The sequence below is a fragment of the Pseudomonas sp. S30 genome (assembly GCF_016518545.1).
In the GTDB taxonomy this organism is placed as follows: domain Bacteria; phylum Pseudomonadota; class Gammaproteobacteria; order Pseudomonadales; family Pseudomonadaceae; genus Aquipseudomonas.
This window is the reverse complement of record NZ_JACVTO010000004.1, coordinates 155,567-173,367: the sequence shown is the minus strand read 5'-3', so window position 1 is coordinate 173,367 and position 17,801 is coordinate 155,567. Positions and strand designations below refer to the sequence as shown.

Sequence of the window (17,801 nt, the reverse complement as noted above, 5' to 3'; positions counted from 1 at the left end):
AGGATTCGCCATGACAGTGTATTTCATCGGCGCGGGCCCCGGCGATCCGGAGCTGATCACGGTCAAGGGCCAGCGCCTGATCCGCCAGTGCCCCGTGATCGTCTACGCAGGCTCGCTGGTGCCCGCAGCGGTGCTCGAAGGTCACCGCGCCGAGGTCGTGATCAACAGTGCCGAACTGCATCTCGAGCAGATCATTGGCGTCCTGCACGACGCCCATCTGCGCGGCAAGGATGTCGCTCGAGTGCACAGTGGGGACCCCAGCCTCTACGGCGCCATCGGCGAGCAGATCCGCCATCTGCGCGAGCGGGGCATCGACTACCAGATCGTCCCGGGCGTCACCGCAACAGCCGCAAGTGCCGCCCTTCTGGGCTGCGAGCTGACCCTTCCGGGCGTGGCCCAGACGGTGATCCTGACTCGTTACGCCGACGCGTCGCCAATGCCGGACGGCGAGCGGCTGGCGGACCTCGCTCGCCATCGCACCACCCTGGCCATTCACCTTGGCGTGCGGCACCTGCCGAACATCGTCGCCGAGCTCCTGCCCCACTACGGCGCCGATTGTCCAGTGGCGGTGGTCCATCGTGCGACCTGGCCAGATCAGGACTGGGTTCGCGGTAGCCTCTGCGACATCGTCGCCAAGGTCGCCGCCAAGGGCTTTCGCCGCACGGCGCTGATTCTGGTGGGCCATGTGCTGGGTGACTCGCCGTTCGCCGATTCGGCGCTGTATCGAGCCAGTCACGCCCACCTGTATCGCCCAGTGGACTGAACGCCGACCCGCCTTGGCTGCCGCCTGACCGGGCCCGCTCGTCAGGCGGCTCGCCGTGCCGCTCTTCGCGCCCTTCCCACCTGATAGCCCCCGCCGATCTTGTAAGGATTATCAACATCCTCTAGTGGCTTTTTCCACACGCCTATACTCGCCATTACCAAAGCGTTCTGAGGGACGTATCGTGCCAGCAGCCAGATTGGCCCTACAGACGTATTCCTGTGTAAAGCCGGGAATGAACACAAATTCTTACAGGAGCTTGCCCATGACTACCGTACTGATGGTCGATGATCACCCGACCGTCCGCCTTGCCGTGCGCATTCTGCTCGAACGCGAACGCTTCGAAGTCGTCGGTGAATCCGGAAACGGGATCGAGGCCGTGCAACTGGCACGTCAGCTCTCGCCCAAGGTGGTGATCCTCGACATCGGTCTGCCGGGCCTGGATGGCATGGAGGTGATCAAGCGCCTGCAGATGCTCGACCCCGCGCCGAAGATCATGGTACTCACCGGCCAGTCCTCCGAACTTTACGTGCGGCGCTGTCTGGATGCCGGCATCGCAGCCTTCGTCAACAAGGACGAAGACCTCGACGCCTTGCTGTTCGCCCTCAAGGCCCTGGTCAAGGGATACTCGACCTTCCCGCAGATGTCGGTCAACAGCAACACCCTGGAATCCGAGACGGTACGCCTGAACAGCTTGTCGAACCGGGAAATGGAAGTGCTGCGACGGCTGTCGCGTGGGGAGAACAACAAGTACATCGGCATGGCCATGAACCTCAGCGCCAAGACCATCAGCACCTACCGCGGTCGCATCGGCGACAAGTTGAAGACCGAATCGCTGGTGGAAATGGTCGATCTGGCCAAACGCAACAGCATCACCTGAGCACAGGCCATGAGCATCAGCCTGCGAGGACTGCTTCTGACGCTGCTGCTGAGCCTGTCGTCGACAGCGCTCGCCGAGGGCCAGATGCGCCAGTTGCTCGCACGCTCACTGAGCGCAGCCCCCCCGCTGGCCCTGAGCCAGGCCGATCGTCAGTGGCTGGACCAACGCAAAGTTCTGGTGCTCGGCAGTTCGCAACCCGACTATCCGCCCTTCGAAATCAATGTCAGCCCCCAGGATTACGAGGGCCTGAGCGCCGATTACGCCGGCCTCATCGGCGAGCAACTGGGCCTTGCCATCCAGGTCCGGCGCTTTCCCACCCGCACGGCGGCCATCGAGGCCCTGCGCCGCGGGCAGATCGACCTGCTGGGCAGCTCCAACGGTTTCGAGGCGGCCAATCGCGAGCTGGCCCTCAGCCACCCCTACGCCGACGACCTGCCGGTGATCGTCACGCGCCAGGACCGCGCACAGCGGGACGACCCGCACCTGACCGGCAGCACACTGGCCATGGTCGATCATTATCTTCCCCCCGAGGCCGTGCGTGCGCTCTACCCCCAGGCCAAACTCACCCTCTACCCCTCCACCCAGGCCGGCCTCAGCGCCGTGGCGCTGGGCAAGGTCGACGCCTACATCGGCGACGCCATCAGCTCGGACTACGCCATTGGCCGTGCCTATCAAGGGCAGGTGCGCATCGACCACTTCGTGCCGACGCCCGCAGGTCATTTCGCCTTCGCCCTGGAGCAGCATGACGGCCGCCTGCTTGGGCTGGTCAACGCAGCGCTGGCGCGCATCACCGACAGCGAGCGACTGAACATCCTGCGCCGCTGGTCCAGCGGCAATACCAGCCTGCTGATGCAGCGCCGGCCTGCCACCCTGACCGATGAGGAACAGCAGTGGCTGCTGAACGCGCCGGCCATCGAGGTGGTGGTCAATCCGAGCCTGGCACCGCTGACCTTCAACGACAGCCAGCAGCAGCCTGCCGGTATCACCGTGGACGTGCTCAAGCAGATCAGCCTGCGCACCGGATTGCGCTTCGAGATCATCGAGCGCGAGGGGGTTGCGGCCATGGTCGATGAAGTGGCCCGCGGCGACGTGCAGATGGCCGGCGCACTGGACTACAGCCCTGAGCGCGCCGCACGGGTGCGTTTCACCCGCCCCTATCTGGTCAGCCCGACGGTGCGCGTGGTGCGAAGAAATGCACCTTCCAGCCCATCGCTGGACGGCCAGCGCGTCGCCCTGGTACGCGGCGCCTCGCCGCACGTTGCGCTGTTGCGGCACCACCCTCAGGCCCGGGTGATCGAAAGCGACAACGCCTTGACACTTCTGGAGGCGGTAGCCAAAGGACAGGCCGACGTCGCCTTGATCAGCCAGATTGCCGCCTCGTACTACCTCACCCACGTGTTCAAGGACCAACTGCGGATCGCCGGTTTGCAGGACGACGAGCAGTCGGTGGCGGCGTTCGCGGTCTCTCCCGAGCTGCCGCTGTTGCAGTCGATCCTGGACAAGGCACTGTTGAGCATTCCCCCCGACGAGCTGGATCAGCTCATCAACCGCTGGCGCACCAGCACCATCGCCAGCGACAGCCTGTGGGGCGATTACCGCGCATTGGCCCTGCAGGTGCTGGTGCTGTCGGCAGTGCTGTTGGCAGGCGTGGTGTTCTGGAACGGCTACCTGCGCAAGCTCATCCATCAGCGCGGCGACGCCCAGCGGGCCTTGCAGGCGCAACTGAGCCTGAGCCGCAGCCTGCTCGATCAGTTGCGTCAGGCCAAGGAAGAGGCCGAGCGCGCGAGCCAGGCCAAGAGCACGTTTCTGGCCATCATGAGTCACGAGATTCGTACACCCATGAACGCGGTCATAGGCCTGCTGGAACTGGCCCTTGACGACGCCCGGCCGGGAGACGCTGACAGGCAGGGCCTGCAGACCGCCCATGATGCCGCTCGTGGGCTGCTCGACCTGATCGGCGATATCCTCGACATCTCGCGGATCGAAGCTGGGCACATGACGCTACAGCCTGTGGCAGTGGATCTGGTCGAGCTGGTTCGCGCAACGACGCGGGCGTTCGAGGCCAATGTACGTCTCAAGGGCCTCCAGATGCAGGTCAGTTTGCCGGACACCCCGGTCTGGGTCAGTGTCGATGGGGTCAGGTTGCGCCAAGTGATTGCCAATCTGGTCAGCAATGCCATCAAGTTCACCGAACAGGGTCAGGTAGCGGTGACCTTGACGACGCAAACTGCCACACAGCAGCGGCTGCAGGTTGCGCTGCAGGTTCAGGACAGCGGCATCGGCATCGGCGAGGCGGATCAGGCCCGTCTGTTCAAGGCCTTCGGCCAGCTCGACAGTCAGCGCGTTCGACACGGCGCGGGGCTGGGCCTGATCATCAGTCGGACGCTGTGCCAGCTGATGGATGGCGACCTCCAGCTGCACAGCGTCGAAGGCGTAGGCACCCGGGTCGATGTACGCCTGCTCCTGCCAATCACCTCCCCGCCAGTCACTTCACCGGCCCAAGCACCTGCCGACACGGAGCGACAAGGCCGCCTGCGGATCCTGGTGGCCGATGATTATCCTGCCAACCTCATGCTGCTGGAGAGGCAACTGCGCAACCTGGGCCACGAGGTCAGCGTTGCCGAGAACGGTGAGGTCGCCCTGCGCCTGTGGCAAGCGAGTCCCTTCGACGTGGTCCTCACCGATTGCAGCATGCCCATCATGGACGGCCACGAGCTCACCCGCCGCATCCGCTGCCTGGAACGCGAGCGCGGTTCCGTGCCCTGTCGCATCCTAGGGGTCACGGCCAATGCCCAGGCCGAGGCGCGCGCGCAGTGCCTGGCCAACGGCATGGACGACTGCCTGTTCAAGCCCATCGGCCTGCAGACCCTGAGAACCCAGTTGGCGCAGGGCTCCAGGGGCGCAGCAGCGGCCAGCGACAGCGGCTTCGACCTGGAACAGCTGCGCCATCTGACCCAGGACGACACCGGCCTGACTCGACGCCTGCTCGAACAACTGGCACGCAGCACCGCTGAAGATCTCCAGGCGTTGCACCAGCTGACGCCGCACAGTGCGGCCGAGCAGGTCAAATCCCTGGTTCACCGCATCAAGGGAGGCGCACGGATGCTGAAGGTTCGCGGGGTGGTGCGCGACTGCGATGCCGTCGAGCGAGCACTGGCCGACGGCGCGCCGCTGGCCGATGAGCTGCACCGTCTTCGGACGAACCTGCAAGGCCTGGAACGCCAGCTCAGGCAAGGGCTGGATGCCCTGGGCGGCGCAGGGCCGCAAGACCAGGCCTGACCCGGCGCTCAGCCCCACCCGCGGCGCAGGGGCTGTGTGCGCCAGGGCTCAGGAGCTCTCCCGCACCACCAGTTCGAAGCCCAGGTCCTGCCGTTCTTCCTGCACCCGTCGACCATCGAGCAGGCTCAGCAACGCCTGGGCAGCGGTTCGCCCGACGGCGGCACGCGGCGTGCGAATCGAGGTCAGACGCGGCACCATGTGCGCTGAAGCCGGCAGGTCGTTGAAGCCGACCATGGCGACCTGCTGCGGTACCGCGATCCCCTGGCGCAGGGCTTGCAGTACCGCCCCTTGGGCGAGGTCATCGTTGCAGAAGAACACACCATCGACCTGCGGTGCCTGGGTGAGCAGACGGGAGAACAGCTCGCCCCCCAGGCCGATGGACGACGGTTGGGGGTCGAGCAGTTCCACCGCAGGATTGGGCAAACCCGCCTCGTGCAACACTTGGCGAAAGCCCTCGGCTCGCTGCATCACCCGGGGATCGAGTTGCGCCGCCACGAACGCCAGACGGGTGCGCCCCCGCTCGATCAGATGGCGCGCGGCGGCCCTGCCCGCCTGCTGCTGGGAGAAGCCTACAGACAGCGCGCCCGGCTCACCACCGAGCTCCATCATGTGCACGCAAGGTACACCGCTGGCGGCGAGCATCTGCCGCGAAGCCTCGCTGCGCTCGAAACCGGTCAGAAGGATGCCGCAGGGCTGATACGCCAGGTAATTGCGAATCAGGTTTTCTTCTTCGCCCACGTCATAGTGGTAATTGCCAATGAGCACTTCCAGGCCCCGCGGGCGCATCACCTCATGGATCGCTTCGAGGGTGTCGATGAACAGTTGGTTGGACAGCGAAGGGATGAGCACCACCACCGAGTGGCTGCGTGCGCTGGCCAAGGCGCGGGCGGCAGGGTTGGCGACGTAACCCAGGCTCGCGGCCGCGGCGACAACCTTTTCCACCAGCGCTGGCGCAACCGTGCTGATGCCACGCAGGGCACGCGACGCGGTGATGGGGGAGACCCCGGAGAGCCTGGCGACTTCAGCCAGAGTGGGACGACCGGTGGTGCGGGAGCCGATGCGGGTCATGAATGTTGTAATTTTACTGTTGCAAGAAGGGGGAACGGTCTCTAAGGTAGCGCTGTCTCAGGACGCAGGCAACGTCATAATCGCCGTAGCGTCCATACTGCGTATCACAAGATCAATAACACCCGGGAGGGTGGCGCCTGCGCTCACTGCTCTTCGAGCGTGAGACAGCGCTGTCTTACCCCGCAGGAGGTACCGATGAACCCTTCCCTATCTGCCATCGTGGTCATGGGCGTAGCGGGCTGCGGCAAAAGCTGCGTCGGCTCGGCCATCGCTACCCACAGCGGCGGTCGCCTGATCGAAGGCGATGCGTTCCACCCTGCCGAAAACATCCGCAAGATGAGCGCCGGCATTCCTCTGGACGACGACGACCGTGCAGGTTGGCTGACGCGACTTGGCGAGGAACTGCGCGCCATCGTCCAGTCCGGCGAGCGACCGATCCTCACCTGCTCGGCCCTCAAGCGCCGTTATCGCGAAACCCTGCGTCAGGCGGTGCCGGACCTGGGCTTCGTGTTCCTCGAACTGAGCCCGGAAGAAGCCGAGCGACGCGTGCTGGCCCGGCCTGGACATTTCATGCCTGCCAGCCTCATCGACAGTCAGTTCGCGGCCTTGGAACCTCCCTTGGACGAGCCTCGCACCCTGGCACTCGACGCCACCCAACCGATCGCCACACTCGCTGAACGGGTAGACGACTGGCTAAAGCCGTGCGGTGAGCCGAGCCTGGCGCGCACCGCCTGATCGGCGGCGGCTTCAGCTCACCAAAGACAGCGCTGTCTCGTCGGTTACGGCGGACACGCTACCCATAGCGCCCTTACAACAACAACGACAAGACCGAGGCATAGACCCATGTTCGGACTGGCTACTGATACCTATCTGCTGCTCGACGCACTGGTTACCATCGTCGGGCTGATTCTGCTGATCACCCATTTCAAGGTTCACCCCTTCGTCGCCTTGACCCTGGCCGCAGGCTTTCTCGGCCTGACGTCAGGGATGCCCGTGGCCAAGGTGATGAAATCCTTCCAGGACGGCTTCGGCGGCGTGCTGGGCTTCGTCGGCATCATCCTGGCACTGGGCACCATGCTGGGCAAGCTGATGGCCGACTCAGGCGGCGCCGACCAGATCGCGCAGACGCTGATCCGGGCCTTCGGCAAACAGAAAGTGCACTGGGCGATGATGTTCGCCGCGTTCCTGGTGGGCATCCCACTGTTCTTCGAAATCGGCTTCGTGCTGCTGATTCCGTTGGTCTTTATCGTCGCTCGACGCTCCGGGGTGTCGCTGGTGAAAATCGGCATTCCCCTGCTAGCCGGGCTGTCCGTGGTCCATGGGCTGGTGCCTCCGCATCCAGGCCCACTGCTGGCGATCGGCATCTTCCACGCTGACATCGGCAAGACCATCTTCTATGGCCTGCTGGTCGCCCTGCCCACTGCCGTCATCGCCGGCCCGCTGTTCGGCAACTTCATCTCGCGCTACATCCCCGGCAATCCTTCCCAGGAGCTGATGGACCAGATCGCCCGCGAGTCGGATCAGAAAAACCTTCCGAGCTTCACCATCACGCTGGTCACCGTGCTGCTGCCCGTGGCGCTGATGCTGCTCAAGACCTTCGCCGATGTGGTGCTGCCCACCGACCATATCGTGCGCCAGTGGATGGACCTGATCGGCCACCCGATCACCGCCTTGCTCGCCGCGCTGCTGCTGGCCTTCTACACCTTCGGCTCGGCGCGCGGCTTCAGCCGTCAGCAGATCATGAAGATGCTCGACCAGAGCCTGGCGCCGACCGCGGCCATCGTGCTGATCGTCGGTGCCGGCGGGGGCTTCAAGCAGATGCTGGTCGATACCGGGGTCGGCAACGTGATCGGCCAGATGGCGGTGCAGGCCGAGATCTCGCCGATCATGCTGGCCTGGTTGGTGGCAGCGGTCATCCGCATCGCCACGGGCTCGGCAACCGTGGCGACCATCACCGGTGCCGGCATCGTCGCCCCGGTCATTGAACTAGTGCCGGGAGTCAATCGTGAGCTGCTGGTGCTGGCCACGGGCGCAGGCTCGCTGATTCTGTCCCACGTCAACGACGCAGGCTTCTGGCTCGTCAAGCAGTACTTCAACATGACCGTGGCTGAAACCTTCAAGACCTGGAGCATGATGGAAACCATTCTGTCGGTCGTGGGCATCATCTTCATCATGTTGCTGTCGACAGTGGTGTGACCGTCGGTCGGAATGATGGCACCTTGCCGAGCGGGACAGGGCCTAAGAATCAACCGCCCTGTTCTGTGCAAAGGAGCATGCCCGTGAAGCCTTCTCTCATCCGTACGTGCCTGCTGGCTGCAGTGTTCTGCTCACCGCTGGCTATGGCTGTAGGTACCAGTAACGACTACCCCGACAACCCGCATAATCCAGGCCCTCAGCCTGGTGTGGACAGCACGCTGAACCCCATTCCGCCACCCACTCCGCGTGAGACGGATCCACGGGTGCCGAATGCCGACACCGAGAGCACGACCATAAAGCAGAAAGACGACGCCGATCTGCCTGGAATGGATCAGACCGGCTCTGAGGGGGCCGGGGGCGCAGGCGGCGCCAGCCGCTGAGGGTCTTTCACGACTCCCGCCTCCCATTGAAGGGGCGGGATCTCGCTCTCACCTTAGTTCTTCGCCCTTTCCTCACTCCGAACCCGAAGATCCAGACGCAGCTCATTGCTCGTACACGTACATTCCTTGCCTAGCCCTGCCGCAGGTCTTCGAAACAGGCCATTTCCGCGGGGATATGGCGCGAAGCTCGCGGCAGTGTCGCCGCGTCGCCTGATACCTGTTCGACATGCCAGTAACAGTGTTTGATCGCCCGTGTCACACCCACGTAGGCAAGGCGCTGCACCTCATGCGCCTGGGCGGTGTCGTAAGCCTCGGCATCGTTCTGACGCCCCAGACCTGCCATCCGATAGAGCTGATTCTTGTAAGGCGAGCGCGTCAGATACTGACAATCCCCGAGCATGAACACGGCATCGGCCTGTAGGCCTTTGGCGCTGTGGTAGGTGAGCAGGCGCAGCCGTCGCTGGTCACTAGGCAGGCCTGCCTCCAGCTTGATCAACTCATCCAAATGCTGACTTATCATCGACTTATCAGCTGTTTTTCGAAACAGTATCATCAGCGACTCACCGGCCTGATAGTGCTCCAGCGCAGTCTGCGCCAAGCCGAGTTCATCTCGCTCGAAGACCTTCACCGGCGTGATCGGCAGCTGAGCAGCCGCGCCGCTGGCCTTGGCCTTCTTGCCAGCGATGCAGGGGGTTCCTTTCACCAATTGTTCGGCGGCGTCGATGATGTGCTGCTGGCTGCGATAATTCTCGACGAGCATCACGCGAGTATTGGACGGCGACGGAAAAGTCTTGGCGAAGTCGATGAAATACTGGGGCGAACTGCCTCGCCAGCCATAGATCGATTGCCAGTCGTCCCCCACGCACATCAGTGACGAATGAGCGGCCCTGCGACCCACGCTCAGGTCGGAGCCTCGCCGGCGAATCTCGGCGAGGGTGGCACGCAGCCAGGAGACGATTTGCGGCGACACGTCCTGGAACTCGTCGATCATGAGATGGGCCATCGGTCTGAGCACCGAGTCCGGTACCAGCCGAAGGTTTTCAGGGTTGTGCTCGGCGAACAGGGCGAACATGCGGTTGTAGGTCATGACCGGTGGCGACATCTCCAGCAGGTGCGCCTCCAGTGCTTTCCAGTAAAGCGCCAGGGCCTCGAAGAACAGTGCGTCACTGTCACCTGCCGGAAAACGCATATCTGCGACTGCGCGGCTCACATCGAGGCCAAGGTTCTCGATGAATCCGGCCGCCGCCACGAAGGCGTCGAGCAAGGGAGTGGCCGCCAGCTCGCCCTTGACCTTGAATTCGAAGCCAGGCCCTGCCACGGCTTCATTGGCCAACGAGGCAGCAAGCCGACGAGCACTGTCGTAGCTGTCTATCCAAATCAATGGCTTATCGCAGAAAGCTTGAAACAAGGTGCGCTTCACAGACCATTCCGCCCGCACCGAAAGCTTGGCGCCCGGCCGTTGATACTGCGCGCTTTCGGCCGGATCGAAGCCCAGCACGACCCAAGCATCCAGCCCCTTCAGGCGCCCGTGCACATGGAACCCGTGCCCCCGGACCTGCACCACTTCACGGCAAGGTTCGATGCCCCTGATCGGCCAGACCCCGGCAGCGAACCACAGGTCTTCGATCGTGTCGCAGAGTTCCTCGTCGCGCCGGGCCGCCAGTTCGATGACCTGCAGGCGCTTCTGTACATCCGGATGATCCGAGTCCATCGGCTTGAGTTGCAGGGCTTCACGACGCAGCAGAGCGATAAGCTCTGCGAAGCGCGGGCTTTCACGCACCAGGCCGGCGTAGCAGGCGTTCATGACCTGTCGCTGCACCTCGTTCAGCCGCAGGTCGAAGGCATTGCTTTCGGCCTGTGCCTCACCTCCCGCCGGCACATCGTTGCCCAGGGTTTCGAACGCCCGCAGTTGGGAGAACCCTGGCAAGCTGCGCACTTGCGGCAGGATTCGCGAGTGGAAGGTGCGCACCAGATCGCGTCCAGCGTTGGCTGGCAACAGGATCTGCCACCGCTCGAGTAGCTGCAGCAGGCGCCTGATGAAGTCGCGGCGCGACTCACGGGTGAAGGTCACCACCGTCATGGCATCGAGTTCGAAGCCCAGATAATGATGCAGCAGCAGGATCCTGAGTGCCAGGGACGTGGATTTTCCTGCCCCTGCCCCGGCCACCACGCAGGTGGTGGGCGTATCGCTAAAGATCAGCTTCCATTGGGCGAGGCTCGGTTGGGCACCCGGCGGTAGCCGTTTCGCGACATCCGCCTTGAAGCGCTTCTTCAGCTCAGCAGTCAATGGCAGGCGCCAGTCGTCGAACAACTGGTCATCGAGTCCCGGGACGGCTGCGGTTTCGTCACGGCAGTCACGAATCACCAGCACCTGGCGCCCGGCTTCGTATCCCTCGACCCGTCCGCGTTCATAGCCTTCACGCATGCCGTCGGTGTGACCACTGCGCTGACCGCAGACATGGCCCATGAACCAGGAGTCCCGGTGCTGCGCGCGCAGACCGTCGAGGCCACGTCCCAGCAGGCGAGCCGCGAGGCGTCGCAGCCAGGGCAATTGGGCGGGCGGGGTCAGGTCAGGCGGCGAAGGTTCGGGCAGTTCGCGAGACACGGTCACTCCAGGGCGAATCTAGTGAGATGGCACATGTTCCACCCATCCGATTCAAATCGCCAGCTTTGGCTTGTAGATCAGCCGATTAAGCGATGAAACACATAAATCACATGATCTTTAAATATCGATAAACCCAATATTTTGCAGCCAATAATTACGCTTATTTTCGATATTGAATCGGTGCATCATTGACCCATACGAATTCCAGAGGATGTGCATCATGCTGCAACTTCGCCCCTTCCAAAGCCTGGGCCACGCTGATCACGGTTGGCTCGACGCTCACCATCATTTCTCCTTCGCCGAGTATCACGACCCCCAGCGTATGCACTGGGGCACCTTGCGCGTGTGGAACGATGACGTGATCGCAGCCGGCAGCGGCTTCCCGCCCCATCCTCACCGAGACATGGAAATCATCACCTACGTTCGAGAAGGTGCGATCAGCCACGAGGACAATCTGGGCAACAAGGGCCGCACCGAGGCAGGTGACGTGCAGGTGATGAGCGCAGGGACTGGAATCACCCACAGCGAATTCAATCTAGAGGCGACCGACACCCGAATCTTCCAGATCTGGATCATTCCCGAGAAAAGTGGCCAGGCGCCTACCTGGGGCACCCGCCCCTTCCCCAGGGGCGAGCGCGACCAAGGGTTCGTCACCCTGGCCAGCGGTCGTGAAACTGACGTACAAGCGCTGCGTATCCGCGCAGACGCCCGCTTGGTAGCGGCTACCCTGCGCGCTTGGGAGAGCGCCGAGTACAGCTTCGACTCAGGGCGTCGAGGGTATCTGGTACCTGCCAAAGGCCTGATCGAAGTCAACGGAGTACGCGTCAAGACCAGGGATGGCTTGGCAATCGAGGACGAGCAGGTGCTCAGGGTAACGGCACTCGAAGACAGCGAAATCGTACTGGTGGATGTGGCCTGAGTATTTCTCGGAGCACTTCAGATCAGCATCGCAGGGCTGCGTCACAGCCCTGCGGTGGCTACCAGCACGGATTTCACCTGATGGCGGCGTCGACCAGCGCCTGTGCTTCCTGCACCAGGCGTTGGAGGTGAGCCTCGTCGACGAAACTCTCGGCGTAGATCTTGTAGATGTCCTCGGTACCTGAAGGGCGCGCGGCGAACCAGCCATTGGCCGTGATCACTTTCAAGCCGCCAATCGCCTGGCCGTTTCCTGGCGCATGACTGAGAATCTGTTCGATCGCTTCACCGGCCAGTTCCGTGGACTTCACCTGCTCCGGCGCCAGCTTGCTCAACAGCGCCTTCTGCCGCGCATCGGCCTTGGCTTCCACTCGGGTAGCCCAAGGCTTGCCGAGCGCGCTGGTCAGGTCGGCGTATGCCTGGCTGGGGTTGCGACCGGTGCGCGCGGTCATCTCCGCTGCCAGCAAGGCCGGGATCAAGCCGTCCTTGTCGGTCGACCAGACGCTGCCGTCCAGGCGCAGGAAGCTGGCGCCCGCGCTCTCTTCTCCACCGAAGCCCAGCGAGCCCTCGAACAGCCCTTGGGCGAAGAACTTGAAGCCGACCGGCACTTCGTACAACTGGCGGCCCAACTGCGCAGTGACGCGATCGATCATGCCGCTGCTCACCACTGTCTTGCCAACGGCCGCATCCTTGCGCCAGTTCGGGCGATGACGGAACAGGTAATCGATGGCCACGGCCAGGTAATTGTTGGGCTGCAACAGGCCATCGCGGGTGACGATGCCATGGCGATCGTGGTCGGGGTCGCAGGCGAACGCGACGTCGAATCGCTCGCGCAGGCCGATCAGCCCTTGCATGGCGTGGGGCGAGGACGGGTCCATGCGGATCTGCCCGTCCCAATCGACGGTCATGAAGCGGAAGGTCGGATCGACGTCGGTGTTCACCACCTCTAGGTCCAGACCATAGTGCTCGGCGATAGCCGACCAATAGCGCACACCAGCGCCGCCCAGTGGGTCTACGCCCAGACGCAGCTTGGCCTGACGAATCACGTCGAAATCGATGACGTTCTGCAGGTCGGCAACGTAGGTCGCGATGTAATCGTGGCGCTGGGTGGTCGGGGCCTGCAGGGCCTGTGCGTAGTCGATGCGCTTGACCCCCTCAAGACCCGCAGTGAGCAGTTCGTTGGCCTTGGCCTCGATCCACTTGGTCACATCGCTGTCGGCGGGGCCGCCGTTGGGCGGGTTGTACTTGAAGCCTCCGCTCTGGGGCGGATTGTGCGAGGGCGTGATGACGATCCCGTCGGCCTGGCCCTGCTCTCGGCCTCGGTTGTAGCAGAGGATGGCGTGGGACACCGCTGGCGTCGGCGTGTATTCGTCGTCCTTGGACAGCCGTACCTGAACGCCGTTGGCCGCCAGCACCTCCAGCGCACTGGCGGCCGCTGGCGCCGACAGGGCGTGGGTATCGGCGCCAATGAACACCGGGCCATCGATGCCCTTCTGCCGGCGATACAGGCAAATGGCCTGGGTGATCGCCAGAACATGATGCTCGTTGAAGCTCAGCTCGAACGAGGTACCGCGGTGCCCGGAAGTACCGAAGGCTACGCGCTGCGCTGCGATCGAAGCGTCTGGACGGCCGGTGTAGTAGGCAGTCAACAGGCGGGGGATGTCGACCAACACGCTGGCCGGTGCCGGCTTGCCTGCCAAAGGACTGAGCGTCATGCAAAACCTCGAGTTCTACGAATGTAGGTGTTTGAACGCGCAGTGTACTGGGAGTTGCACTACCGCGCGATGGCGTCTGAGCGGCTAATTGGCGATCTGCCACCAAGCCGGAAACATCTGCTGTACGCGCGCCTCGCTGAAACGTTCGTCGATCAGGAACAGCACTCCGCGATCCTGATCGCCACGGATCACCCGCCCGGCTGCCTGCACCACTTTGCGCACACCGGGATAGAGGTAGGTGTAGTCGAAGCCGGCACCGAACTGACGGCCCAGTCGCAACTTGAACTGTTCGTTGACCGGGTTGACCTGGGGCAAGCCCAGGGTCGCGACGAAGGCGCCGATCAATCGCGTGCCCGGCAGATCGACACCCTCGCCGAAGGCCCCACCCAGCACCGCGAACCCGATGCCCTGCCCGCCTTCTTCGAACCGGGCGAGAAAGCCCTCGCGCGCCGTTTCGTCCATACCTGGGGCCTGACACCAGCACGCGACCTCCGGGTGGCGCTCGGCGAATAACGACGCGACCTGCTGCAGGTATTCGAAGCTGCTGAAGAACGCCAGGTAGTTGCCAGGTTGCTGCTGGTACTGCGTGCCGATCAACTCGACGATAGGTGCCAGCGAGCGGTGGCGCTGTTGGTAGCGGGTCGAAACCTCGCTGACGATACGCACCCGCAACTGCTCGGCGCGAAACGGTGCGGCCACCTCGAGCCATGCGGTGTCGGTAGGCATTCCCAGCAGATCGGCGTAGTAATGCCGCGGGCCCAGTGTCGCGGAGAACAGCGTGACGCTCTGCGCCGCCGCCATGCGTGGGCCGAGCAGCCGTGCCGGGATCACGTTGCGCAAGGTCAATGTCGCCCACTGACGACGCTTCGGCCCCTGGCGCACCGAGATATCGAACAGGTAGTGTTCGTCGAACAGTTCGGCCACACGGCTGAATTGCAACGCCTGGAAGTAGAACTGCAACAAGGCCGGATCGACCTGCGCCGGAGCCTGCTCGAACTGCTCCTGAATCGCCGCAGTACAGCGCTGCAGGGCTTGCATGAACGCCTCGGGGAGGACCTCACACGGCTCATAAGGTGCTGTTTGCAGCTTGTACAGGGCATTCCATTGCCGGTTGAGGCGATCCAGCACGCTCGTCAAGCCCGCCGGTTTGCTGCGCCGAAGTGCGGACAACTGACCCTGGTCGAAACTGGCGCTGTACATGGCGCGACCGCGCTCGACCAGGTTGTGGGCCTCGTCCACCAGCACGGCAACACGCCACTGATTGACCTGGCTCAGGCCGAACAACAGCGCGTGGGCATCGAAGTAGTAGTTGTAGTCGGCCACCACCAGGTCGACCCAGCGCGCCATTTCCTGGCCAAGGTAGTAGGGACACACCTGATGGGCCATCGCGACGTCGCGCAAGCCGTTGCGGTCGAGCAGCGGCACCTGGGCGGCCGCTTCGCGAGCGGCAGGCAGGCGATCGTAGAATCCCTTTGCCAGCGGACACGACTCACCATGGCACGCGCTGCCTGGATATTCGCAGGCCTTGTCCCGGGCAATCAGTTCCAGTGCCCGTAGACGCGGCTGCGGCGTGGCACGGACGATCTGGCGCAGCGCATCCAGCGCCAGCGCGCGTCCCGGGGTCTTGGCGGTGAGGAAGAACAGCTTGTCCAGTCGTTGCGGAGCAATGGCCTTGAGCAACGGAAACAGCGTGCCGAGCGTCTTGCCGATGCCGGTACTGGCCTGGGCCATCAGGCAGCGGCCCGTGGCCACGGCCTTGTACAGGGTTTCGGCCAGTTGACGCTGCCCCTGACGGAAATCGGCATAGGGAAACCTCAGCGCCTGCAGGTCGCGATCGCGCTCGCGCAGGCGAGTGCTCTGCGCCTGGGCCCACCCCATGAACCGCTGGCACAGGCCCTCGAAAAAGGCTCTGAGGTCGTCGGCCTGGTGCTGCTGGGTGAAGAGCGTCTGACGCTCGGTGTCGATATCGAGGTAGACCAGCGCGACCTCGATCTGGCTCAGCGACCTGGACTGACACAGCAACCAGGCATACACCTTGGCCTGGGCCCAATGCAGCTGGCGATGGTTGTCCGGCTGCCGCTCCAGGCTGCCGCGATGGGTCTTGATCTCCTCGACGCGATTGCGCAGCGGGTCGAAGCCGTCCGCTCGGCCGCGTACGCGCAGCCCCCGATAATCGCTCTCCAGGGCCACCTCCGCCTCGTACCCAGGCTCACGCCTGGCCACCACGCGGCGGTGACCCTCGATGCCCTGCTGCGCCGTGGGCGATGGGGTGAAGCGCAGGTCCAGATCGCCCACCTTGGCGGCGAACTCGCAAAGCGCGCGCACCGCCACGCTGGAAATCACGCCGCCGCCTCGCACCAGCGTACATGGCACACCGCCAGGGGCATCGCATGAGTCTTGCAGAACTCCAGCCAGCGCAGCTGGTTGTCCTGAAGCCGATCGCCCGGGCCCTTGACCTCGATCATGCGGTAACGCCCCTGTTCAGGCCAGAACTGGATGAGGTCAGGCATACCCGTGCGGTTATTGCGGATGTCCTGCAGCAGCCGTGCGAAACACTGCTTGAGGTGTTCGGCTGGTACACAGGCCAGTGCCTGTTCGAGCAGCGTGTCGTTCAGCGCCCCCCAGAATACGAACGGCGATTGCAAGCCGTGCTTGCTGACGAAGCGCTCGCGAATGGTCTGCCGGTAGCGCCCGTCGTCGAGTTGGGCGAAACAGGCCTCGAACAGCTCGGTACGGCGCAACTGGAAGTCGTCGTCGTGCAGATCCTGGGGTGCGGACTGATAGGGGTGGAAAAAGGCGCCCGGCAGCGGCGCGAAGATCGCGTCCCAGCACAACAGGCCGAACAGGCTGTTGAACAGGGTGTTCTCCACATAATGCACCTCGCCGCCGCCGTTCTGCAGATGGTCTCGCACAGCCCGTTCAACACCCTGCCCCGCGGTCTCGAAGGGGAGCTGCAACTCGATCAGTTCCTCTACCACCGTCGCACGACGTCGACGTGGCGGCCCGCCCAGCTTGCGCGCCAGGCGCGGCAACATGCGCGCCAGCGCCTGCACCTCCAGCGCATTGGCGGGCGCCTCGGCCATGTGCTGCGCCAACGCGTGAGCGCATTGCCATCGCTCGCTGCGCTCCAGCACCCGCACCTGGCGAATCCGCGCCTGCGGGTGGGCCAGCCCTTGATAGACTTCGGTCGCCAACGACCACTCCCCCAGACGCTCGCATTGCTGCCCGATGGCATACAGCACCCTGGCCCGTCGACGCGCCAACCAGGGGTTGGCGCTGTTCAGGCAGGACAACGAGGCCAGCAACGCGCCCGGCGCCTCACCTAGTTCGAGGCGTTCGGCACAGGCATGCAGGGCCAGCGCCAGATCCACATCGTCGCGGTGGCGCAAGGCCCGTGAATCCAGGCTGAAGCTGACCTGCTCGTAGCGCAACAGGCCAAGATCGGCCAACACGAACTCCGACCAGTCCTGATACAGGTTGCCGAAGAACAACAGGCGCAGACGATCGCACAGCGGTTGCAGACGCCAATGCACGATGCGCAGGGGCGTACCCTCGTACCAGTCGTTCAATCGCCGTTCTGCCAGGGACAGCGGTTGCAGCTCGGCCAGCAGCCGACCCTTGGTGGCCTTCGGCTGACTCAGCCGATCGGCGAAACAGTGCACCAGTTCATCCTTGCGCAATAACGCAAACAGCTGCTCGAGATCCAGCAGCGGCGCTACGCACACCCAATCCAGGGCGAGCAGGGGCTCGAGCGCCGCCGCCGTCTCGCCGATCTCGGCATAATCGAGGCGATCCTCGCGGAACAGCTCGCCCTTGCGCATGACCATTCGCACCAACAGTGCCTGTGCAGCCTGGGGAAGCTCGGCGAACTGCGTCAGGAACGCGTGCTCATGACGGTCGAGCAGATCGGCATAGCGCTGCCCGACCCAATGCAGGACCTGGCGGAAATTGTGCAGGTAATAAAGAGGGTCGTCGACGGAATGGGCAATCACGGCGATGGATC

12 protein-coding genes are annotated in these 17,801 nt (G+C 63.8%); 7 read left to right on the top strand and 5 right to left on the bottom strand.

The window, feature by feature from the left end:
• Window positions 1–10: 10 nt before the first annotated feature.
• The 3 genes from cobM (at window position 11) to IAE34_RS06625 (ending at window position 4,919) form a co-directional block, all read left to right on the top strand.
• Window positions 11–763 carry a precorrin-4 C(11)-methyltransferase gene (gene cobM, locus IAE34_RS06635; RefSeq protein ID WP_200138074.1) on the top strand — a complete coding sequence of 251 codons (753 nt, stop codon included), beginning with the start codon at window positions 11–13 and terminating at the stop codon, window positions 761–763.
• A gap of 262 nt (window positions 764–1,025) precedes the next feature.
• On the top strand, window positions 1,026–1,640 hold the full coding sequence (locus tag IAE34_RS06630; protein ID WP_200138073.1) for a response regulator transcription factor: 615 nt from the start codon (window positions 1,026–1,028) through the stop codon (window positions 1,638–1,640).
• A 9-nt stretch (window positions 1,641–1,649) separates the two neighbouring features.
• Window positions 1,650–4,919 (top strand): transporter substrate-binding domain-containing protein, encoded by a 3,270-nt coding sequence (locus IAE34_RS06625; RefSeq protein ID WP_200138072.1) that lies wholly within the window; start codon window positions 1,650–1,652, stop codon window positions 4,917–4,919.
• A 48-nt stretch (window positions 4,920–4,967) separates the two neighbouring features.
• Here the strand turns inward: IAE34_RS06625 and IAE34_RS06620 are convergent, their stop codons facing one another.
• The gene (locus tag IAE34_RS06620) at window positions 4,968–5,987 is read right to left on the bottom strand and encodes a LacI family DNA-binding transcriptional regulator (RefSeq protein ID WP_200138071.1); all 1,020 of its coding nucleotides are present in this window, start codon (window positions 5,985–5,987) and stop codon (window positions 4,968–4,970) included.
• Window positions 5,988–6,182: 195 nt separating this feature from the next.
• Between IAE34_RS06620 and IAE34_RS06615 the strand changes: the two genes are divergently transcribed.
• From IAE34_RS06615 to IAE34_RS24310, 3 genes are all read left to right on the top strand, one after another.
• Window positions 6,183–6,722: a gluconokinase gene (locus IAE34_RS06615; protein ID WP_200138070.1), complete on the top strand. Its 540-nt coding sequence runs from the start codon at window positions 6,183–6,185 to the stop codon at window positions 6,720–6,722.
• A gap of 108 nt (window positions 6,723–6,830) precedes the next feature.
• A complete protein-coding gene (locus tag IAE34_RS06610; RefSeq protein ID WP_200138069.1) occupies window positions 6,831–8,183 on the top strand; it encodes a GntP family permease in 1,353 nt (450 codons plus the stop codon).
• A 77-nt stretch (window positions 8,184–8,260) separates the two neighbouring features.
• Complete coding sequence (locus IAE34_RS24310; protein WP_200604674.1) at window positions 8,261–8,563, top strand: hypothetical protein; 303 nt, start codon at window positions 8,261–8,263, stop codon at window positions 8,561–8,563.
• Between the two features lie 130 nt (window positions 8,564–8,693).
• On the opposite strand, the gene IAE34_RS06605 is transcribed toward IAE34_RS24310, so the two are convergent.
• Window positions 8,694–11,168: a UvrD-helicase domain-containing protein gene (locus IAE34_RS06605; protein WP_200138068.1), complete on the bottom strand. Its 2,475-nt coding sequence runs from the start codon at window positions 11,166–11,168 to the stop codon at window positions 8,694–8,696.
• 220 nt (window positions 11,169–11,388) lie between these two features.
• On the opposite strand from IAE34_RS06605, the gene IAE34_RS06600 reads away from it, so the two are divergent.
• Window positions 11,389–12,087, top strand: a complete 699-nt coding sequence (locus IAE34_RS06600) for a pirin family protein (protein ID WP_200138067.1) — start codon at window positions 11,389–11,391, stop codon at window positions 12,085–12,087.
• Between the two features lie 73 nt (window positions 12,088–12,160).
• On the opposite strand, the gene pgm is transcribed toward IAE34_RS06600, so the two are convergent.
• The 3 genes from pgm to IAE34_RS06585 form a co-directional block, all read right to left on the bottom strand.
• Window positions 12,161–13,798: a phosphoglucomutase (alpha-D-glucose-1,6-bisphosphate-dependent) gene (gene pgm / locus IAE34_RS06595; protein ID WP_200138066.1), complete on the bottom strand. Its 1,638-nt coding sequence runs from the start codon at window positions 13,796–13,798 to the stop codon at window positions 12,161–12,163.
• A gap of 84 nt (window positions 13,799–13,882) precedes the next feature.
• Window positions 13,883–16,141 (bottom strand): ATP-dependent DNA helicase, encoded by a 2,259-nt coding sequence (locus IAE34_RS06590; protein ID WP_200138065.1) that lies wholly within the window; start codon window positions 16,139–16,141, stop codon window positions 13,883–13,885.
• Window positions 16,138–17,790 (bottom strand): VRR-NUC domain-containing protein, encoded by a 1,653-nt coding sequence (locus tag IAE34_RS06585; protein WP_200138064.1) that lies wholly within the window; start codon window positions 17,788–17,790, stop codon window positions 16,138–16,140. Before IAE34_RS06585 ends, IAE34_RS06590 begins: the two co-directional genes overlap by 4 nt.
• Window positions 17,791–17,801 lie beyond the last annotated feature (11 nt).